Source organism: Gilliamella sp. B3367 (assembly GCF_026536825.1).
Classification (GTDB): Bacteria; Pseudomonadota; Gammaproteobacteria; order Enterobacterales; family Orbaceae; genus Gilliamella; species Gilliamella apicola_E.
Genome location: NZ_JAFNNJ010000001.1, coordinates 630,205 through 651,939, shown reverse-complemented (window position 1 = coordinate 651,939; position 21,735 = coordinate 630,205). Strand labels below are relative to the sequence as shown.

At 37.3% G+C, this 21,735-nt stretch carries 15 protein-coding genes; 3 read left to right on the top strand and 12 right to left on the bottom strand.

What is annotated here, in order from left to right; all coding sequences use genetic code 11:
• Window positions 1–602 precede the first annotated feature (602 nt).
• The 3 genes from J3U23_RS02845 to J3U23_RS02835 all read right to left on the bottom strand — a co-directional run bounded on the left by J3U23_RS02845 (window position 603) and on the right by J3U23_RS02835 (window position 6,117).
• The gene (locus J3U23_RS02845; RefSeq protein ID WP_267338378.1) at window positions 603–1,955 is read right to left on the bottom strand and encodes a hypothetical protein; all 1,353 of its coding nucleotides are present in this window, start codon (window positions 1,953–1,955) and stop codon (window positions 603–605) included.
• A 738-nt stretch (window positions 1,956–2,693) separates the two neighbouring features.
• Window positions 2,694–4,028 carry a hypothetical protein gene (locus J3U23_RS02840; RefSeq protein ID WP_267338377.1) on the bottom strand — a complete coding sequence of 445 codons (1,335 nt, stop codon included), beginning with the start codon at window positions 4,026–4,028 and terminating at the stop codon, window positions 2,694–2,696.
• Between the two features lie 760 nt (window positions 4,029–4,788).
• Window positions 4,789–6,117, bottom strand: a complete 1,329-nt coding sequence (locus J3U23_RS02835) for a hypothetical protein (protein WP_267338376.1) — start codon at window positions 6,115–6,117, stop codon at window positions 4,789–4,791.
• Window positions 6,118–7,405: 1,288 nt separating this feature from the next.
• Here J3U23_RS02835 and J3U23_RS02830 point away from each other — a divergent pair.
• Window positions 7,406–8,422 (top strand): amidohydrolase family protein, encoded by a 1,017-nt coding sequence (locus tag J3U23_RS02830; protein ID WP_267338375.1) that lies wholly within the window; start codon window positions 7,406–7,408, stop codon window positions 8,420–8,422.
• Window positions 8,423–8,717: 295 nt separating this feature from the next.
• Here J3U23_RS02830 and rluB read toward each other — a convergent pair whose 3' ends face one another.
• From rluB to rnm, 4 genes are all read right to left on the bottom strand, one after another.
• Window positions 8,718–9,578, bottom strand: a complete 861-nt coding sequence (gene rluB / locus J3U23_RS02825; RefSeq protein WP_267330904.1) for a 23S rRNA pseudouridine(2605) synthase RluB — start codon at window positions 9,576–9,578, stop codon at window positions 8,718–8,720.
• A gap of 42 nt (window positions 9,579–9,620) precedes the next feature.
• Entirely contained in the window at window positions 9,621–10,325 is a 705-nt protein-coding gene (locus J3U23_RS02820) for a DUF3592 domain-containing protein (protein ID WP_081299434.1), read from the bottom strand.
• Window positions 10,326–10,354: 29 nt separating this feature from the next.
• Window positions 10,355–10,975, bottom strand: coding sequence for an L-threonylcarbamoyladenylate synthase (locus J3U23_RS02815; RefSeq protein WP_065561914.1), 621 nt, complete (start codon window positions 10,973–10,975; stop codon window positions 10,355–10,357).
• Between the two features lie 66 nt (window positions 10,976–11,041).
• Window positions 11,042–11,914, bottom strand: a complete 873-nt coding sequence (rnm, locus tag J3U23_RS02810) for an RNase RNM (protein WP_267338374.1) — start codon at window positions 11,912–11,914, stop codon at window positions 11,042–11,044.
• A 28-nt stretch (window positions 11,915–11,942) separates the two neighbouring features.
• On the opposite strand from rnm, the gene rraB reads away from it, so the two are divergent.
• Complete coding sequence (rraB, locus tag J3U23_RS02805) at window positions 11,943–12,329, top strand: ribonuclease E inhibitor RraB (RefSeq protein WP_065561915.1); 387 nt, start codon at window positions 11,943–11,945, stop codon at window positions 12,327–12,329.
• 79 nt (window positions 12,330–12,408) lie between these two features.
• Here the strand turns inward: rraB and J3U23_RS02800 are convergent, their stop codons facing one another.
• The 5 genes from J3U23_RS02800 to prfA form a co-directional block, all read right to left on the bottom strand.
• Window positions 12,409–15,063 carry a beta-N-acetylhexosaminidase gene (locus tag J3U23_RS02800; RefSeq protein WP_267338373.1) on the bottom strand — a complete coding sequence of 885 codons (2,655 nt, stop codon included), beginning with the start codon at window positions 15,061–15,063 and terminating at the stop codon, window positions 12,409–12,411.
• Between the two features lie 9 nt (window positions 15,064–15,072).
• On the bottom strand, window positions 15,073–16,422 hold the full coding sequence (locus J3U23_RS02795; RefSeq protein ID WP_416380112.1) for an OprD family outer membrane porin: 1,350 nt from the start codon (window positions 16,420–16,422) through the stop codon (window positions 15,073–15,075).
• Between the two features lie 473 nt (window positions 16,423–16,895).
• The gene (gene kdsA / locus J3U23_RS02790; protein WP_065561962.1) at window positions 16,896–17,750 is read right to left on the bottom strand and encodes a 3-deoxy-8-phosphooctulonate synthase; all 855 of its coding nucleotides are present in this window, start codon (window positions 17,748–17,750) and stop codon (window positions 16,896–16,898) included.
• A gap of 17 nt (window positions 17,751–17,767) precedes the next feature.
• The gene (prmC, locus tag J3U23_RS02785) at window positions 17,768–18,604 is read right to left on the bottom strand and encodes a peptide chain release factor N(5)-glutamine methyltransferase (protein ID WP_267338370.1); all 837 of its coding nucleotides are present in this window, start codon (window positions 18,602–18,604) and stop codon (window positions 17,768–17,770) included.
• Complete coding sequence (gene prfA, locus J3U23_RS02780; protein WP_065561918.1) at window positions 18,601–19,686, bottom strand: peptide chain release factor 1; 1,086 nt, start codon at window positions 19,684–19,686, stop codon at window positions 18,601–18,603. Before prfA ends, prmC begins: the two co-directional genes overlap by 4 nt.
• 347 nt (window positions 19,687–20,033) lie before the next feature.
• On the opposite strand from prfA, the gene J3U23_RS02775 reads away from it, so the two are divergent.
• On the top strand, window positions 20,034–21,212 hold the full coding sequence (locus J3U23_RS02775; RefSeq protein ID WP_065561919.1) for a carbohydrate porin: 1,179 nt from the start codon (window positions 20,034–20,036) through the stop codon (window positions 21,210–21,212).
• The last annotated feature ends 523 nt before the right edge of the window (window positions 21,213–21,735 follow it).

Genomic DNA, 21,735 nt, shown 5'->3' with positions numbered 1-21,735 from the left:
AGACGAATTTAAAAGATAGGTTTGGCAGGTTGGCTGTTGGCTGTTGGCTGTTGAAAATTATATTGCATTTTAGACTATCCTGTCAAGTAATTTTTTGATTAATTTACAATTTTATACTTTTCTGTCAAATTTTAGCCTTGTAGCTAAAACCGTGTAAAAAGTATAGTGATTGGAAAAACACGATGCAACACTTTTTTTCGCTCATTTACGTTAACTTTTGTAAATTCGATCTAAAAAGGACCTGAAAGTTAACCGGTTAAATTTTGTTTTAATTAAATATATTTCAATTACAAATCTTTAAAATTAGAGCGATTGATCCTTAAAAATTTTATTTTAGGGCTTTGAATTAGAAATTTAGTGATTTTGAGCATTTAATAATTTTTAAGTGAAATTTAAAACTTCAAAAACCCCGCTCCTCAACTTTTTTTGCGATAAAATCGCCTCAAAAATAAACCCGCCGAGGCGGGTAATTCAAACATTGCTAAGTCACAAAATCGCTATTTTATAACTCAACGACGTTAGCTCCTAACTTACTTTTAATAACTTAATTTTATCTTTTCCCCCCCTGTTCTAAGAATTAAGGTGAAGGACGAAGAAATTAACTAAGGATAGACGCAAAGCTCGTGAGAGGCCACGTTGAAGGAACCTCCCCAGACCACAGCACCGTCTTCGATCACGACAACCGGACTAGGTCCAACCTTGTCATCAGTCCAGAACCACATGTAGCGGACTGTACCAATACCAAATTCTGGGTAATCGTATAGATTACCCCACTCCGTAATAAAACCAGCACCAATACGACGCTGGTAATGATTATCAGGGGAGGAAGGAGTGGCGCTAGGTATGACTGCATCTGTACGAACTGCATTGGTTAAATCCTTGACACGAGGCATTCGATAACCAAGACTATTACACCAAGATAAATTATCATAATGAGAGTCTTCCCTAGAACCACGCAGGACAAACCACTTTCTTAACGTAAAACCATATTTAACAACTGCATTACCTCTACTATCACGACCAACTAACTCAAAAGTTTGGGGTAAAGATGGCTTTGGTATAAGACCTGGATTACTAGAATTGATTTGGGATTCAGTGGCGAAAGGACCGGTTAAAGTAACGCGCACCGCTCCTGAATTAATTGGGGAATTTGTCATTGTAGCAGTAATTCCACCAAGAGAAACCGGTGACCAAGACAACGAAGCTCCACCACCAATAACTAAATCAAAGTACAAACCACGAGCACCAGTAGTTGGAAAGTTTAAACCATAAGATGATGAGGAAGTTGACTGAGGAAGAAAACCATTATCCGGGTCCCAAATCGAAACAGGACCAGCATAATCATCAGATAGATATTCCTCATTATCACCAAGCTTGCCATACATTAAGTTAGGCCTAGCAAAACATATCATTGGTGATGCATTAGGATAAATATAATAGGTCGCATTACTTGCGCTGAAACTACTACTACTAGGAACACCATAACGTGTGGCTAATGTCACATCTGTACTGCTTAATTTTACCTGATAAGGTGCCTTACAAATTTCTGGTACTGCATTACGAGATACTGCACGGCCGTTTTTATCGACGATAGATAAACTTAAAGAACCGGTAGCTGAAATGTCTCCATCACCATCATCATCACCCCAATAATTATAAGGTGGATCGATAAGCGTACTTAAAACGACTGAATTAGCATTAGTAGGAACCAACATACCAATATCAGCAAAACTCTGCCCCTCGTCTGGCAAGACGATTGGTGTTGAAGAAGATGAAGGATTGTTTAAAGGCGTATATTGTGTACCATCAGATAGTGTAATCCCAAGCAGACCGTTAGCATCAACAACACGAGTACGACCACCGTCGAAAGTTAAATACGGCGCACTACCCTGTATCGCATTCCTAGTTGTCTGTGAAGTTAATGCGTGCCCCGAAAAAGGAAGAAAAAGAGCCACAAAAAAAACAATCTGCCGGGATAATTGAGAGAAGGATCGAAAAAAGGATCGCGCGATAATGCGCAGAATTCCGTAGAATTGCGCGGAAAAATAAGTATCGGTATAAAATAGATGTCGGAAGCTGAACTTAGACGAATTTAAATTATAGGTTGGCCAAGTTGCCTGTTGCCTGTTGCCTGTTGAAAATTATAAAACATGTGCGACAATCCTGTCAAGTAGTTTTTTGATTTATTTGAAATTTTACACTTCTAAGCTGCGTTTTAGCCTCGTAGCTAAACCGCGTAAAAAGTATAGTGATTGGAAAAACACGTTGCAACACTTTTTTTCGCTCATTTACATTAACTTTTGTAAATAGGATCTAAAAAAGATCTAAAAAAGATCTGAAAAATAATTGATTAACTCTTGTTTTAATTGAAGATATTATTACAAATCTTCAAAAAATGATTAAAGATCCTCGAAAATTTTATTTTAGGGATTTGAATTAGAAATTTAGTAAGTTTGATCATTTAAAACTTTTTAAGTGAAATTTAAAACTTCAAAAACCCCGCTCCTCAACTTTTTTTGCGATAAAATACCTAAAAAATAAACCCGCCGAGGCGGGTAATTGTAGCGTCGCTTAGCCACAAAATCGCTTTTTATGGCTAAACGACGTTGACTCGTAGCTTACTTTTAATCACCTAATACTATTTTTTATCACTACCACCCCCGCCCTAAGGATTAAGAACGAAGGAATAAAAACTAAGGATGGGAGCAAAGTCCGTAGCTGAAGTTGACGCTGTGGGTCCAACTCAAGCCCCCGTTGCCCGTGCCCACGATAAACTGGTTACTACCATTCGGGTCAATAGTCCAGTACCAAGAGTGCCTGAAGCCAACGCCAGAGTAATCAGACATACGACCCCACTCAGTGAAAAAGCCAGAACCTATATGACGCATGTACCAATTACCAGGTGAGGAAGGGGTGGCACTAGGTACGACTACATCTGTACGAACTGCGTTGGTTAAATCCTTTACGCTAGGCATTCGATAACCAAGACTATTACACCAAGATAAGGTATTAGGATAAGTGTCCTCCTTAGAACTACGGTGGACGAACCACTGCTTCAAAGTAAAACCATATTTAACAACAGGAGTACCATTAGTATCACTACCGACCAACTCGAAGGTCTGAGGCAAAGTAGGTTTAGAAATAGGACCAGGATTGGATGAACTATGTTGGGATGTGGTAGCGTAAGGACCCGTTAAAGTAACGCGTACGCTTGTAGTAGTAGGATTAGACATTGTAACTGTGATACCTCCACGAGAAACAGAAGACCAAGACAATGGCTGACTTACACCAATAATATCTAAATCAAAGTACAATCCATTAGCGCCAGTTGTAGGAAAATTTCTACCGTAAAGTGACGGGTCAGTTGACTGAGTGAGAAAACCATTATAAGGGCCCCACATCGAAGCTGGGCCGCGGGAATCCCAACCCCAACTATTATCACTAGGCTTACCATACACTAAGTTAGGCCGAGCAAAACAAACCACAGACGCAGCCTTAGGATTGACATAATAAGTCACACTATTGGCACGTAAATCACTACGATTAGGAAAACCGTAACGAGTAGATAATGTACCGTTAGTACTGGATAACTTAATACTATAAGGAGAATTACAAGCCATTAACACGGAATTACGTGATACAGCTTGATTAAATCTATCTAAGATAGATAAACTTAAAGAACCAGTAGCATTTATGTCACTATCACCATCATCATCCCCCCAATAATTATAAGGTGGACCGATAAGTGTACTTAAATCGACTGAATTAGCACTAGTAGGAACCAACATACCAATATCAGCAAAACTCTGCCCCTCAACGGGCAAGACGATAGGTCTCGAATCAGATGAAGTATTGGTTAAAGGCGTATATTGTGTACCATCAGATAGTGTAATCCCAAGCAGATCGTTAGTATCAACAATACGAGTACGACCACCGTCGAAAGTCAGATACGGTGCACTACCCTGTATCGCATTCCTAGTTGTCTGTGATGTCAATGCGTGACCCGAAAAAGGAAGAAAAAAAGCCACAAAAAAAACAATCTGCCGGGATAATTGAGAAAAGGATCGAAAAAAGGATCCGAAAAAGGATCGCGCGATAATTCGCAGAATTTCACTTGACTGCGCAGAAAAATAAATGTAAGTGAAAAATTTAAGATGGGAGCTGAACTTAGACGAATTTAAATTATAGGTTGGCCAAGTTGCCTGTTGCCTGTTGCCTGTTGAAAATTATAGAACATGTACGACAATCCTGTCAAGTAGTTTTTTGATTTATTTGAAATTTTACACTTCTAAGTTATGTTTTAGCCTCGTAACTAAAGCCGTGTAAAAAGTATAGTGATTGGAAAAACACGATGCAACACTTTTTTTCACTCATTTATGTTAACTTTTGCAAAGAGGATCTAAAAATGATCTAGATTATAGTTGGTTAACTGATATTTTAATTGAATATATTGCAATTACAAATTTTTAAAATTAGGCCGATTGATCCTTAAAAATTTTATTTTAGGGCTTTGAATTAGAAATTTAGTGATTTTGATATTTTAATAATTTTTTAAATGAAATTTAAAACCTCAAAAACCCCGCTCCTCAACTTTTTTTGAGATATAAAAACGCAAAAATAAACCCGCCTAGGCGGGTAATTCAAACGTCGCTAAGCCACAAAATCGCTTTTTTATGGCTAAACGATGTTGAATCGTAGCTTTCTTTTAATCACCTAATACTATTTTTTATCAATCCCACCCCCGCCCTAAGGATTATGGATTATGGATTAAGGACGAAGAAATAAGAACTAAGGATAAGCACAAAGCCCCGGGTGGGGATAAGGATAGGAGTACCCATTCACATGACCGGAGTTTGTTTGCACGACAAAATTGGTATCCTGGGCATTACCATAGACATAGGGGTCACTAGTCCAGTGCCAATGGCTGATGAAGCCAACGCGATAGTAAGACATAACGCCCCACTCCGAGAAAAAGCCAGAACCTATATGACGCATAAACTCATTTCCTGGTGAGGAAGGGGTGGCACTAGGTACGACTACACCAGGATAAGTATGAACAGCGTTGGTTAAATCCTTTACGCGAGGCATTCGATAACCAATACTATTACACCAAGATAAAGTATTAGGATAAGTATCAGCCTTATCACCACGGTGAACAAACCACTGCTTCAAAGTAAAACCATATTTAACGACAGGATTACCTTGACGGTCACGACCAACCAACTCAAAGGTCTGAGGCAAAGATGGAGTGGAAACACGACCAGGATTGTCTGAATTATGCTGGGATGTGGTAGCGTAAGGACCAGTTAAAGTAACACGAACGCGTGTAGCAGTAGGATTAGACATTGTGACTGTGATACCACCCTGAGAAACTGGAGACGAAGACCAAGACAATGGCTGAAGACTACCTCTAATATCTAATTCAAAGTACAGTCCATTAGCGCCAGTTGTAGGAAAGTTTAAACCGTAATGTGATGGGTCAGTTGACTGAGGGATAAAACCACCTCTAGGGTTCCACATCGAAGAAGGACCATCTATACCACTAAACGAAGCAGGTCTTACAAAACAAAGCACCGGCGTAGTCTTAGGAATTACGTGATAATACGCATTACGAGCACTGAAATCAATACGATTAGGAACACCATAACGTGTGTATAATGTACCGTTAGTACTGGATAACGTAATACTATAAGGAGAATTACAAGTCATTAACACGGAATTACGTGATACAGCTTGATTAAATCTATCTAAGATCAATAAACTTAAAGAACCAGTAGCATTTATGTCACTATCACCATCATCATCCCCCCAATAATTATAAGGTGGACCGATAAGTGTACTTAAATCGACTGAATTTGTATCAGTAGGAACGAACATACGAATATCAGCTAAAGTCTGACCCTCAACCGGCAAGACGATAGGTCTTGAATCAGATGAAGTATTGGTTAAAGGCGTATATTGTGTACCATCAGATAGTGTAATCCCAAGCAGACCGTTAGTATCAACCGCACGAGTACGACCACCGTCGAAAGTCAGATAAGGAGGAGTGCCCTGTATCTGATTTGCTGTTGTCTGTGATGTCAATGCGTGACCCGAAAAAGGAAGGAAAAAGACCACGAAAAAAACAATCTGCCGGGATAATTTAGAAAAGGATCGAAAACAGGATCCGAAAAAGGATCGCGAAAAGGATCTGAAAATGGATTCGGAAAACGATCGAAAAGAGGATCGCGGAAGCGATCGCGCGAAAATTCGCAGAATTTCACTTGACTGCGCAGAAAAATAAACGTCAGTAAAAAATTTAAGATGGGAGCTGAACTTAGACGAATTTAAATTATAGGTTGGCCAAGTTGCCTGTTGCCTGTTGCCTGTTGAAAATTATAGAACATGTACGACAATCCTGTCAAGTAGTTTTTTGATTTATTTAAAATTTTACACTTCTAAGTTATGTTTTAGCCTCGTAACTAAAACCGTGTAAAAAGTATAGTGATTGGAAAAACACGATGCAACACTTTTTTTCGCTCATTTGCGTTAACTTTAGTAAATAAGATCTAAAAAGGATCAAAATGATATTTGGTTAATTGTTGTTTTAATTAAATATATTTCAATTACAAATCTTTAAGAATGTGATTATTGATCCTGAAGATTTTATCTTTGAGTTTAAAATCAATGACGTTGATCATTAAATAATTTTGAAATGGAATTTAGAAGATCAAAAACCCCACTCCTCAACTTTTTATTAAAAAGATTATACGTTTTCAACGCTTTTATGCTGTCTTTAGATATTATTTATTGGGATTAAGAATATTGTGTAGAAGGCATTCACTGGGTTTAATGATTGTCTATTATTGTTATGACTTGGCATTTTCTAAAGATTTTACTAATTTTTCTGAATATCACCTTGATTAGTAAACATTGGCGTTAAATTTGGTCGCGCTGTGTTGAGTTTGGAATTAACCCTTTTATTGTTTTGTGCTGATAAATTATTAAATTTGCAGTCAATACAATATTGTGACGGTATAGACTCCTCAATTATTTTTACATTGATAATGTTAATCTCATTTTTTCGACTCTCGTTAGTTATTATTAAATAATTAGTTAGCTAAGTTTGGGTTATTTGTTTAGAAACTATAGACTGTTGTATGGTGATTTGGTTGGGTTAAAATCTCAAAAATAATACTTTAACCATTTCATTTGTTTAAATATTTTTTAATTTAAAGTGCTTGATCTTATCATTCAAATGATTAGAATTCTCTGCAATTTATTCAAGATTAAAGTTAACTATTTATGACAAATTGTAATTTTGCAGTCCTAAACAATAATGAATGTAAAGTAGTTTGATCCTCCTTTTTGGGGGATTTTTTTTGTCCAATTAATTTTAAAAGTAACTCAATTGTAGAGGCCCATTATGACCGATAGTAAAACCCTGTTATCAACGAGTCGAGATCAAAGTTTAAAAGCATATTTGATGAATAAAATTAAGCAAAATGGTGGTTGGGTTAATTCACATATGCACGCAGACCGTGCTTTTACCATTACGGTTGATAGTTTTGATGTCTATCAAAAACAGACGTTGATTGAGAAATGGGATACGCTTGATAAAGTAAAAGCCGCTATGAGTGAAGATGATTATTATCGCCATTTTAGCATGGCTGTTGAGCGGATGATTGAGCAAGGTGTGTCAGCAATGGGGTCGTTTGTTGATATTGATCCGATTGCTGAGGAACGGGCGATTCGAGGTGCTCTGCGGGCGCGTGAGACGTATAAAAAAGATATTACCATTAAATTAGTGAACCAAACGCTTAAGGGCGTTATTGATAAAGAGGCGCGTTATTGGTTTGATAAAGGGGCTGATTTAGTGGATATTATCGGTGGCTTGCCTCGTCGTGATGAGCGTGATCATGGTGAAGGTATGGGGCTTGTCCATTTAGATGTGTTGATGCAAACAGGTAAATCATTAGACAAAATGGTACATGTGCATGTTGATCAATTTAATTCATCAGATGAGATCGAGACTGAGCAACTTACCGATAAAACTATTGAGCATGGTATGCATGGTAAGGTGGTCGCTATTCATAGTATTTCGATTACTGCGCATAGTTTGGAATATCGCCAAAAACTTTATCAAAAAATGAAAGAGGCAAAGATGATGGTGATTGCTTGTCCATTTGCTTGGATTGATAGCCCTCGTCGTGAAGAACATGGCCCTACTCGTAATTCTTTAACGCCTGTGGATGAACTGGCTGCTGCGGGTATTCCTGTTGCTATCGGTACGGATAATGTGAGTGATTATATGTTACCTTTTTCAACCGGTAATATGTGGGAAGAGCTTAAATTACTCGTGACGGGTTGTCGTTATACTGATTTAGATAATGTGGTGAATGTTGCAACCAAAAATGGGCGAATGGTTTTAGGGCTTGAATAATTGCCTAGAAATCTGATTTTAAATTTTTATAAAATCTCACTTTTTGTGGGATTTTTTTGTTTATAGACGATAGTTTTCATTTCTCTTTATTTTTAGCTTACTTACGTATCGTCTTTTCACTATTTAATCTGCTTTGATTAAAGTTGTAGAAATTTGAAGATAGATTATGCGTATAATTGTTTTAGTTCATGGGTCTATTGATAAAAAGGGATCATCTTGATGAAAGAAGTTAAGATTGGTTGGCGGGTTGATTTTTAACCCTTAAATAATATTTTATTTAAGGGTTAATCGCACTTTAAATGCGAGTTTTGCTTACGCGTTTATTCGTTCTTGGATTGAGTTTTACCCGTTTTGGAATGCGCTTTTCTGAGGTTGATTTGCTGGTAAAGCTTTTTACTTCCTCTGGTAAACCAACTAATTGTCGTAAGTAATTAACCGAGTCTATGCCTAGTTCCATCCATGTGCCACGAGATAAGCCTTTCGGTAAGGTGATATTACCATAGCGAATTCGGAGTAATCGGCTAACTTGGACACCTACGGCTTCCCACATGCGACGGACTTCTCGGTTGCGACCTTCAGTAATAACCACATTGAACCACTGATTTAAGCCATCCCCACCTTGTGGTTTGATGGAGTTAAATGCAGCTGGACCATCTTCAAGCTGTACACCTTTGCGAAGTTGATTCAGTTGTTGGTCGGTAATATTGCCGAATACTCGTACCGCATATTCCCGTTCGATTTCATGCCTTGGGTGCATAAGGCGGTTGGCTAGTTCGCCATCGGTTGTGAAGAGTAATAATCCAGAGGTATTAATATCAAGCCGACCAATATTGATCCAGCGTGCGTTTTTTATTCGTGGTAATCGTTCAAATACGTTTGCACGACCTTGCGGATCATGGCGAGAGCAGATCTCCCCTTCTGGTTTATAGTAAGCTAGTACACGACAGACTTCTTTTTCTTTGCTTCTTAACTGGACTAAGTGGCCGTTGATGCGAATTTTAGGGTTGGCATTGACGTCAACGCGATCACCTAGCGTTGCTATTTTACCGTCAACGCTAATTTTGCCAGCAACGATCATGGCTTCAATCTCACGACGAGAACCATTGCCTAAATTGGCTAATACTTTTTGTAATTTTTCAGAATTCAATTTTTTCATTTTGCCTCGCTACCTTCACAGGTATCTTTATCTAAAGTTGGTTTATTTTACCTTGGGTAAAAAACGTATATCGACATAATAACGTTTTGGGTTTGCTTCATCAATATAGACGGTTATTGTCTCTTGATTAATGAAAGGTTTTGGATCAAACCAAATGTTTTCACTTTTAAAAAGATGAATCTCATCGGGTGCTGTTCTGTCTTGCCACTGGCTATAAATGATGTAAGGAGAGCGACCTCGGACAGTTAATGCGGTATTTTTTTCAATCGAATTTATCTTGGCTTCAATTTGTCGGCCACTTGCTAGCAATGCACGTTTTAGTTTATTTTTTTTAGATTTAAAATAAAAATAACCACCACTTGTTAAAAATAGTAGGCTTGCGAGTATGCCTAAAATTATTTCTCCAAGCCACATTGAGAAAGTATCGTTAATTTTAGCATGATCAGCGTTTTGCGGATCATAGATAATATCAACCACATCACCTTTCTGATACGCTGAAGGATTACTACCAACATTTGATTTAACCTTTCTGACTTGTTCCTGAGTATCAACAAATTGAAAGATAGGATAATAAGATACGGATCGATTGCCATTAGAATCTTTTGAATACGACTCTTCAAAGTCAATAACGGTGCCGGTAGTACTTAGTGAAGAGTTAATAAAATTGATCTGTTTTATCGATAGATAGAGTACCAATGACATTAATCCAATACTTATAATTAAAATAAGTGCCATTATTTTCTTCATTTCTTTCCCTATATAATGTTTAATTTTTTTTATTTAAAAGGTGAAGTATCACCACTTCCTTCTCGAATAATATCAGGATAATCGTGAGTTAGATCAATAACTGTGGTTGGTTGTTCGCTGATATAGCCACCATGAACGATGGCATCAAGTTGATGACCGATTTTATCTTCTATCTCTTCAGGATCAGACTGGGCTTCATTTTCGTTAGGTAAAATTAGCGTGGTGGTCATTAAAGGTTGTCCAAGTAATTCGAGAAGCGCTAAATCTATTTTATTATCGGGAATGCGTAGTCCTATGGTTTTGCGTTTTTCGTTCATTAAGCGTCGAGGCACTTCTTTACTTGCAGGTAAGATGAAGACGTATTTTCCTGGTGTATTGTTTTTTAGCAACCGAAAAGTTGTGTTATCAACGAACGCATAAGATGAGAGTTCGGATAGATCACGACACATTAAGGTGAAGTTATGGTGTTTATCAAGGTTGCGAATTTGGCAAATGCGATCTACACCATACTTGTTATCAAGCAAACAACCTAGCGAATAACCGGAATCAGTCGGAAATGCTATCACACCGCCGTCATTTAATATTTTGACAACTTGATCTAATAATCTTGTTTGTGGATTATCTGGGTGAATATAAAATGTTTGGCTCATAATATTCTTCTTTGTTGATTGCTGGTTAAAAAATGTGAGGAACGGTGTTTTTCATCACGGTTTAATTTATACCCAATCATGCCATATAGGTGTTACGCTACCCGGCAATGGTGTTGTTTTACCTAAATCAAGATAATTAACCAAATCATGAAAATCAGAGCCTTGCGAAGCCAATAATTCAAATTCATTAGCCAGTTTGGCTAGTTTTTGTAAATCATCTTGTGTTTGTCGGCTTTGTGAAACTTCAATCGCATCACCGCCGAATGTTTTAAATTCACTAATTAATAATTTTAATTTAGTTAGGGTCAAATCATAACGAGATGGGTGTGCTAATACAGCTTGTCCACCAGCAAAATGAATGGCATTAATCGCATCAGCAATACCGCAACAATTGGCCGGAACATAAGCATAACCACCTTTGCCTAGGTATTTTTTAAATGCTCGTTTCATATCTTTGACATAACCATTAGCCACCAAAAAGCGAGCAAAATGGGCTCGAGAAACGATATCGCCTTTCGAATATTGTTGGGCTTGTTGATAAGCGTCGTGAATATTGACTTTAGCCAATTTTTCACTAATGCTTATTGCTCTATTAATTCGGCCTTTTTCTTGGGCTAATAACAATTCAAGCAACTGCGAATTTTCAATATCGACATTCAATCCAACAATATGAATTTCGCTATTTTTCCATATCGTCGATATCTCTACACCGTAAATCAATTTTACTGGTAAGTTTTCACGCGCGATAGTCTCTTTTGCTTCAGGCAAACCTTTGATCGTATCGTGATCGGTGATAGCTAGCATGTTGATTTGATTATCTGCAGCTCTTTTAACCAGTTCAGTTGGCGTTAAGATGCCATCTGATGCAGTTGTGTGCGAATGTAAGTCGACAATCACTTTTTTCTCGAAAATTATTTTTAAACGTGTAATATACCACACAATTTGCACGACCACTAAAAGGTATATTATGAAAGATCAAATTCAGCTTGCTCAGCAAGACACTCTTGCTATTATTCAGGAACTTTTAGAAGACGGTAGTGATCCACATGCTATGTATATTATTGAGCACCATATCTCATCACAAAACTTCGATCAGCTCGAAAAAGTGGCGGTAGAAGCTTATAAATTAGGCTATGAAGCAACCGATCCTGATGAGGATGTTGATGATGAAGGCAATGTTGTTATTGGTTTTGATATTATCGCTGAAAGTCCGTTAAATGCTGAGTCAATCAATAATCAAATTGCTCAGGTGATTACATTGGCAAACCAATTCGGGGTTAATTATGACGGTTGGGGAACCTACTTCGAGGATGGCAGTGATGATGATGCTGAAGATGTGGAAACTTTGCACTAATTAATCCCCCCTTCTTAATCACCCTTCAACTTTTTGGGATTTATTCTTATCCGCTAAAATAGCGGATAAGAATTATATTTTACATTTTTAAGCCTACAGCCCTACTGGTTCTTTTCTGATTTGGAGAGACACTACGAACCAATACATGTTCGACATTGTTAATGGCAACGGGTCCTTTATAACGCTGCCAACTTTCGCCTTGATTAGTTGAATATTCAATGGCTAATCCCGGATAGACGATATTAGCAATGAGTTTACCATTTTCAATTTTCGCCCCCGGTGTTGGTAAGCGATAAGCAATTTTGGCTAAATCAAGTTTGGATAATTCGCGTTGTCCCACTAAATTAGCAAATAATGTCCAATCTTTAAGTAATTGGTTTTGATTGACATAATGCGTCGTTCCTTTCGAAAATTCACGATCTTTTTGGTAAGCAATTTCCCAATCAGCTTGATGCCATGCTCGTTCCGCGACCGCTATTAACCTTGGATATATCATATATTCCATCTGATTATCAGTACGAACAATTTCGCTCCATAGTTGTGCGGATAAGCCGTAACTGCCAGACCAATCTAACGTGCCTTTAGCATTGAATGGGTTTCCATCACGATCAACGGATGTTTCAGCATTTTGGGGTAAGTTATTTGGCGCGAAGCTAAATATTTTACGTTCATCATTAAAACGAGTAGCCCAATAATAACCGGGTTCTAACGTATTAACTTCGTAAGGAAAATCAAGATAAACATAATCAGGATTCGATATCACTATTTGATAACCTTTGTTGGTCCATTCACTCGCTGAGTCAAAACCTCCCCAGTAAAGTGTGTCCCAAAAGTTAACAGTGACTTTATCGACAGCAAAGTCTTTGGCACTTTCGGCATATTTTACGCCGTCTTGCCATGCTTGCATGTGATTGATGCCATGATTTTTAACTATTTTACTGGCTTCAATAGCAAAATAACTCGGTAGATGTTTTATATCTTTGATGGTGCCTTGTTTAACCAATGTTTGGCAGGCTTGGGATTTTGCCCATGGTAGATCTTCAATGCTTTGATCGATTAAGCCTTTACCCGCCTCTTTTGCGTGGATATCTTGATATCCCGGACCAAGACGAATATTTTTGGCTTCATCACCGCCAAAGTGCCAAACAGTCAGTGGTTGTCCTGCTTGATTATGCATTTTGGCAATTTCAGTGATCACTTTATCGACAAAGCGTTTAGATGAATCTAAGCAAGGATTTAGGTAACTTTTTCGATCGTAAAATTGTACCGTTGTGGTATTTGAATCATCACTTGGATCAACTAAACGAAACTCATTAGCTTCTTCTTGTTTACCTTCTTGCATTAGGCGTTGATAACGTGCTTCCATAGACACAATTGCCGCTCTGGCATGTGCTGGCATATCAATTTCAGGGATCACCTCAATAAAGCGATCTTTAGCATATTTGACAATTTCAATGTAATCATCACGACTAAAGTAGCCACTACCTAAATTATCACTATCAGGTCCTGATCCTAATTGCGGTAATAGGCATTTGTTTTCGCTCAGATCATGACAACGCTTGCTACCGACCTCGGTCAATTCCGGAAGTCCTGGGATCTCAATTCGCCATCCTTCATCATCACTGAGGTGAAAATGGAATTTGTTTAATTTATAACTCGCCATTTGATCGAGTAATCTTAACACCGCTTGCTTTGTTTTAAAGTTACGTCCGGTGTCTAACATAATGCCCCGATAGTCAAAGCGTGGGTAATCTTCGACTTTTAGCATAGCAATGGTTGGGTTTTCGTTAACGGGAATCAACGATAAGATCGATTCTACACCATAAAAAATTCCCCGTTCATCAAAGGCAGTTATAGTCGCTTGCTTATCGCCAATATTCAGTTGATAAGCACCTGATACGCCATTTTTAAATTTGGTCGCATCAATATTTGCTAGAATCTTATAACCTTTATCCGTTAATGGGATATTTAAATTGTTAAATTGTTGATTGAGTACGGCTAAGCTGGCGTCATTAAGTCCTTTTAATTGAAGATGAATGCCATTTTTACCAAGCTGTATATCTTTTTCAGCAAGGGTAAGTTTCACCGGCGTTGGAATAATTTGCCCACGCATGGCCTTTTTATCAAGTGGCTTAATATCGGCATTACGTTCAAATCGATTAACCGTCGTCATTAAAATATTATGATCATCGGGCGTGCGTTTCCACTGTTCACCAGTTAGGGAAACAAAATCATCCAATTCAGTATTACTGATCACTTTAGGTGTGGCGTCGGTCGATGTTACATACCAGCGAGGGATAACATCCGATTCGCTTAACTGCCAATACTCACCGATAATAGGTATATCTATGCTGGCTTTAGCCGGAAATCCGGTAAATTTTTCAGTTGGCTCTATTTTATGAAGATCACCGGTAAGATGAGTGATTTTGAATTGATCATTGTCAACCGCCAATATCATTCTGATACTACTAAAATAGATTGCCCAATCTTTGTCGTTGATAGCTTCGCCATCATTGTTTAACGAGATTGTGGCTTTGAAACAAGATGCCCAATCAGCACCTAAAATTGCACAATCAACACCATGTTCACCAGCTTGATTATCAACAATAGTATATTTGACACTAAGCTTTGAACTTATTTCATCAACAATTTTCTGAGAGGCGTAAGCCGAAGAAGCTACTCCAAAACTTAGCAGAGAAACGATTGAAGTAAACAATATTTTAGATTTTTTCATAATATTTCCCTATTTTTGCTTTGCTTGAAACACAGTGAAAGGTATTGTGACAATAAACTTGATATCTCGTTCATCTTGGAAAATGTTGCCATATCCACCACCCCAACTGTTGATATGATTTTCATGGTTATTATATTTGGTGTAATGTAATTGGAAAGAGGTGTCCTTAGCCCAAGTGTCTTGAATAGTGTAGCCTAAATCAAAATTGTAAGCTGATTCAACTAAGCGATTTTTTTGATCTTCTGCTGTTGAATTTGGTTTCGCATCCCAACCAAAAGCATAAGATGCGCCCGTTCTCCAGCCGGTTAGATACGTTGATAGATTCCCTAAATCGTAAGTCACTTCAGCAAATAGGGCTTTTTCACCATTAGCATTAAAGTCCGATCGTGAGTTCCACCAAACATCTAGTCGTCCATTAGATGAAGCATAATCTGGCGTCATACGTTGTAAAAAGAAGCCTTGTTTACCTTCAGCCTTAATTGCTACCCCTTCAAGGCGTAGACCAACTGGTCCAACTTGGTAAGCTAATGTTGCCGCTTGTAACCATGCTAAGCCGTCATAGACCTTATCCCCTTTATGAGACTGGTCTTTGGCGCCATAAAATTGATAACTCATGGTTAACGGATTATCAAGCATGTCTGTTTTATAAGATGCTTTACCAAAATATTGATTCATGTAATTTTTGGCTTGACCAAAGGCGGTTTCTAACACTAAATCATTTTTAAAGTCATATTTCAAACCGGCTGAGTGTAGATAATCAATCTTCTTCCCTTTTCCCCATTGTTTAAATTCATAAAGGCGTTTGTACCATGGCGCTTTATATTTATCTGTCCACATATAAGACATCGATAAGGCACCAGCTTGATCAAAATCGAGCGTTGTGCCTAATTCAAAACCTCGATAAGTACCCGGTAATAAACTCCAGTGAGGGGCTAATAGTGTTTGACCTGATGGCTGAATAAAACCGGCTTTTAGCCAAAATAATTCATCTTGCTTAAAATTGACCTGTGCTTTATAAAAGCTCACACCACTGACATCTTTTTTCCAATCCTCATCCCAGCGGGTGCGTGCGCCACTAAAACCGATTTCATTAGGATGACCATTGCCACCGTTACTGACTTCCCATGCACCATATCCGCCCAGTTCAATACCAAGGTGATCAGCAATATACCCTGATCTAAAATCTAAATTTGTGTTAAATGATGAGTGCCTGAGGTTTTTTTCATATTTATGTTCTTCAATATTTTTTCTTTCTCGATCACGATTCCAAAAAAATACGTTACCGGTTAATGATGCATCATCAATAAATTCACTAGCATATTGAGCTTGTGCGGGGCATATACTGGTTAAAATGGTCATCGATAAAAAAAGTTTAGTAAAAAGATTAAAACGATAGGGTAAATCAAGTGCATTATCCAGACTCATAATTTCATTCCCATAATTATATAACTGACCGTTAAATTTCCTTAATCGGATGTTATAAGCCAAACTGAATTCTTTATTACTTTGAATTGCTTTCTAAACTACGAAACATATTTAGGTGGAGATTGGACAAATATGCATTTTTATAATGCATAAACATATTTTAGTTCGCAAATTAATTAATCTAAATTCGTGATCTAAATCACCAAAATGATGAAAATTCGGCTTATTTTTGTGGGATTTTCGGCTCTTTTTTTACGTGATAAATTAATTAAGCTCTATTTTTTTGATGGTTTTTAAGTCATGAAATTATGGGCAGAATTAGTAATGAAATGAATAAGTTTAATGGGGTGAGTAATAGGTAAAAAAAGAGAAATGTATAACATTTCTCTTAGGAATTGATAGCACAATTAGTTTTCAGTATCTAGCTCTTCAAAACTTTTTACTAATTCATCAATGGCTTTCATCTGTTTTAAGAATGGTTCAAGTTTTGCTAACGGTAATGCTGATGGACCATCACATTTTGCATGACTTGGATCAGGATGTGATTCTAAGAATAATCCAGCAATACCTACCGCCATACCTGAACGAGCTAATTCAGTAACTTGACCACGACGACCACCTGACGCAGCCCCCATTGGATCACGACATTGTAGCGCATGAGTTACATCAAAAATCACTGGCGAACCTTTGCTAACTTTTTTCATTACGTTAAAGCCAAGCATATCAACAACAAGGTTGTCATAACCAAAGCAGCTACCACGATCACAAAGGATAACTTGGTCATTACCCGCTTCTTCAAATTTTTCGACAATATTGCCCATTTGTCCTGGGCTAACAAATTGTGGTTTTTTGACATTGATTACCGCACCAGTTTTCGCCATTGCAACAACTAGGTCTGTTTGTCTTGCCAAAAAAGCAGGTAATTGAATAACGTCAACGACATCGGCAACGGGCTGGCACTGCTCTTCGGTATGAACGTCAGTGATAATTTTTATACCAAATTGCTGTTTTAATTCTTGGAAGATTTTCATCCCCTCTTCTAACCCAGGTCCTCGATAAGAGTGAACTGATGAGCGATTAGCTTTGTCAAAAGAGGCTTTGAAAATATAAGGAATATTCAGTTTATCGGTTACTGTGACATAATGTTCACAAATTTTCATGGCTAAATCGCGTGATTCAAGCACATTCATACCACCAAATAATACAAACGGTAAATCATTAGCTACCGTGATATTACCTACTTTTACTTTTTTTTGTTTAATCATAAACTCATTCCTAGTTAAGGTTTAAACCAACGACCAAGTGTGACTCTGTCATTGCCACTGTAATCGGTGAAGGTTTCGACTAATTGAAATCCGTGTTGTTTAAAAATAGTTTGTACCGCTAAGCCCTGCTTCCAACCATGCTCGATTAGCAGCCAACCATATTGATTTAAATGTTTAGTTGCGCCTTGTACAATGACTTTAATATCGGCAAGTCCATCATCTTCAGAAACTAATGCACTGCGAGGCTCATAACGAACGTCGCCTTGCGATAGATGAACATCGGTTGGATCAATATAAGGGGGATTACTGGTAATCATAGAAAATTTACGATTTTTTATTGGTTTATACCAATCTCCCAGTAAAAAGTAAACATTATTAACATCGATTTGCTTGGCATTTTTTTGAGCTAATATTAACGCATCTTTGTTTTTTTCGATTGCGGTAAATAAGCAATCAGGACGTTCAGTTGCCATGGCGATTGCTATCGCTCCGGTTCCAGTCCCTAAATCCAAAACTTCACAAGGTGCCTTTGGCAAATATTCTAAACCAAGTTCAACAAGCTTTTCAGTATCGGGGCGTGGGATTAATGTCGAGTTGGAGACATTAAATTTTAATGACCAAAATTCTTTTTCACCTGTTATGTAGGCAATTGGCTCACCTTCTTGACGTCTTTTTAAATAAGCATCTAACGCAGTGACTTCATCGTCAGTTAATGATGTTTCACTAAAAGCCATTAAAAAGGTGCGTGTTCTATGAGTTACAAAACTCAATAAAATTTCTGCATCACGTTTTGGGCTTTCGCTTTCAGTTAAGGTTTGCGACGCAAATTTAAGCCATTCTAAATAGGTCATTCATCCTGTTCCGATAACGCTGCAAGCTGATCTGCTTGGTACTCTTGTACTATTGGTTCAATTAGCATATCTAATTTACCTTCCATCACTTCATCTAAGCGATAAATGGTAAGATTTATACGGTGGTCAGTAACCCGTCCTTGAGGATAATTATATGTTCGGATACGGTCTGAACGATCACCCGAACCTAATAAGTTACGTCTGGTTGATGCTTCTTCTTGTTGACGTTTGCGCGCTTCGGCATCTTGAATACGTGCAACTAATACTGACATCGCTTTCGCTTTGTTTTTATGTTGTGAACGTTCATCCTGACATTCAACCACAATCCCAGTTGGAATATGGGTAATACGGATTGCTGAATCAGTGGTATTAACATGCTGACCACCTGCACCGGATGAACGGTAGGTGTCAATTTTTAAATCCGCTGGATTGATTTCTGGCATTTCTGCTTCAGGAATCTCAGGTAAAACAGCAACTGTACAAGCAGATGTGTGAATACGACCTTGTGACTCAGTTTCAGGTACGCGTTGAACACGATGTCCACCTGATTCAAATTTTAAGTGGCCATAAACACCATCACCACTGACTAACATGATCACTTCTTTATAACCGCCATATTCACCATCATTGGCACTCATGATTTCAACACGCCAGTTGCGAGATTCGGCGTATCTTGTGTACATTCTGGCTAAATCACCAGCAAAGATTGCAGCTTCATCACCGCCTGTGCCTGCTCTAACTTCAACAAAACAGTTGTAGTCATCATTCGGATCTTTCGGTAATAAAAGTACTTGTAACTGTTTTTCTTGCTGTTCAACTTGAGCCATGGCCTCATTTAACTCTTCTTGAGCCATTTCACTCATTTCAGGATCAGATAGCATCATCTTGGCAGTTTCGATATCTTCTTGAGTTTGCTGCCAATTAGCAAAGCACTTAACCACATCGGTTAATTGTGCATATTCTTTTGAAAGGGTTCGAAATCGGTTTTGATCGGCAATAACCGTTGCATCAGATAGTAATGCTTGAACCTCTTCATAACGCTCTTGTAGCGTTTCCAATTTACTGATAATTGAAGGTTTCATAACTCTATATATTTGATAATGATTAATTGAATTTGCCCGGCATTATATACTTAATTGCCTTTAAAATACAGTTTCTACTTACTTATGGCTAAGCTAAACAATATTGTTAATCGCACTGTATTGGTGAGGATATGATTATTAGATTGAATAAAAAATGTTACACGTGTCACAGATTTCAATTTTGGTCATTTTAAATTTACTTAACTCCATATAACATCATTTGTAAACGATGTCATCACGAATCAATAACACTTTTATTAAAATTGAACCACCATTTTGCTTTAAATTTTGTTATCGCATACATAAAACTGTTGTTAAATATTATAACTATTCAAGGAGTTAATTTTATGAAGAAGATGTTTATGTGTAGTCTGATTGGGTTAAGTTCAATGGCAAATGCGGCTATTCAATGGGATACTCCGCAAGGACAATTAAAGTTATATGGAGACGTCGAATTTAATGTGGATGCCGCTAGTAGCAAACAGCAACTTAGCTCTTTGAGGGAGACTGCTGATAAAAAAAATAAACCTTCTGACAAAGATCGTTGGGATATCAATGGTCGTATATTGATTGGTTTAGATGGCTATCGTGAAATTAACAACAAAAACTTTGCTGGATTCGTGGTGCAACCTTTAGCAGATTTAGGTGGTGATGTGAATCTGGATGATGCGGCATTTTATTTTGGTCAGAAAAACGAGTGGAATATTAAAATTGGTCGTTATGAAGCTTATGATATGTTCCCGCTTGGACAAGATACCTTTATTGAATATTCAGGTAATACTGCCAATGATTTATATGAAGACGGCTTTGGCTATATCTATATGTTGAAAGAGGGTCGTGGTCGTAGTAATAATGGTGGCGGTATTCAATTAAATACACCGCTATTTGATAATGTCAATTTTGAGTTAAATGCATTGGTCAATAATGGCGAGAAAATGTTTAATAAATCGGCTTATCATGGTTATGAAATTGATAAGAAGAAAAACGTGGTCTATTTACGTCCCGTTTTATCTTGGAAAAATGAAAGCATTTCAACCGCAATTGCTGCCGAAACCAATGTGGTAAAAAATGCTTACGGTTATCATGATGATAACGGTAAATTCCGCGATCAATCACAAAGAACTGGTTATGGCGCGACTTTTTCATGGAACAATCAAGGCGATTGGGATGCAGCAGGATTCAGATTTAATGCCAGCTTTGCTTATATGAATGCTAAAGATGAAAAAGATATGACCATTGGCACAAATATTGTTTGGGAAAAAATCGGCTTAGGTTACTTATTTGCGAACAATGATATCAAAAAATTTAATCCATATAATCGTGTTAAAGATGGCCATATAAATAGCAAAGGTAAATATAAAATTCATACTGTTAATGCCTCATATCTAATTGATGATGTGTTAGATATGGATAATTTTAATATCTATTTAGGTGCTTATTGGTCATTACTTGATAGAAGTAAATCTCATGGCGATAACACCGATGATCGTTATGGTGCTCGTGTAAGATTTAAATACTTCTTTTAATTAGTTGAAGTAAATTCTCGATTAAGCCAGTTTAATGCTTATTTTTAAAACTGGCTTTTTTATTGCTTTTGGCTAGTTAGTTAAATGATCAACCAATTAATAATTATTAATGATATTAAAATCAAATCTTCCCTATCAATTAGAAGACTCTCATTATAAAAAAGAATTTTAGCTACATTTTTATTTTCCATAATTTTGCTAAAAACACCTTCAAAAACCCCGCTCCTCAACTTTTTTTGATATTGTAATTTATCATTTTGCGAATCATTAGAGCATATTTAATAAATAGGATTGTTGAAATTGTAATTTTTTATTCGTACTTTCCGATAATGTGAAAAGATTTAGCGGTTAAAAATCGCAGGATATTAAAATCAAATTTTCCCTATCAATTAGAAGACTATCATTAAAAAAAGAATTTTAGCTTCATTTTTATTTTCCATAATTTTGCTAAAAACACCTTCAAAAACCCCGCTCCTCAACTTTTTTGATATCGTAATTTATCATTTTGCGAATCATTAGAGCA

What these genes read in the sequence shown, in the direction of transcription:
- J3U23_RS02830 (WP_267338375.1), top strand. Translation starts at nt 7,406, where the DNA reads ATGACCGATAGTAAAACCCTGTTATCAACGAGTCGAGATCAAAGTTTA.
- prmC (WP_267338370.1), bottom strand. Translation starts at nt 18,604, where the DNA reads ATGACCTATTTAGAATGGCTTAAATTTGCGTCGCAAACCTTAACTGAA.
- J3U23_RS02820 (WP_081299434.1), bottom strand. Translation starts at nt 10,325, where the DNA reads ATGAAGAAAATAATGGCACTTATTTTAATTATAAGTATTGGATTAATG.
- J3U23_RS02775 (WP_065561919.1), top strand. Translation starts at nt 20,034, where the DNA reads ATGAAGAAGATGTTTATGTGTAGTCTGATTGGGTTAAGTTCAATGGCA.
- J3U23_RS02800 (WP_267338373.1), bottom strand. Translation starts at nt 15,063, where the DNA reads ATGAAAAAATCTAAAATATTGTTTACTTCAATCGTTTCTCTGCTAAGT.
- rraB (WP_065561915.1), top strand. Translation starts at nt 11,943, where the DNA reads ATGAAAGATCAAATTCAGCTTGCTCAGCAAGACACTCTTGCTATTATT.
- J3U23_RS02815 (WP_065561914.1), bottom strand. Translation starts at nt 10,975, where the DNA reads ATGAGCCAAACATTTTATATTCACCCAGATAATCCACAAACAAGATTA.
- prfA (WP_065561918.1), bottom strand. Translation starts at nt 19,686, where the DNA reads ATGAAACCTTCAATTATCAGTAAATTGGAAACGCTACAAGAGCGTTAT.
- rluB (WP_267330904.1), bottom strand. Translation starts at nt 9,578, where the DNA reads ATGAAAAAATTGAATTCTGAAAAATTACAAAAAGTATTAGCCAATTTA.
- J3U23_RS02795 (WP_416380112.1), bottom strand. Translation starts at nt 16,422, where the DNA reads ATGACCATTTTAACCAGTATATGCCCCGCACAAGCTCAATATGCTAGT.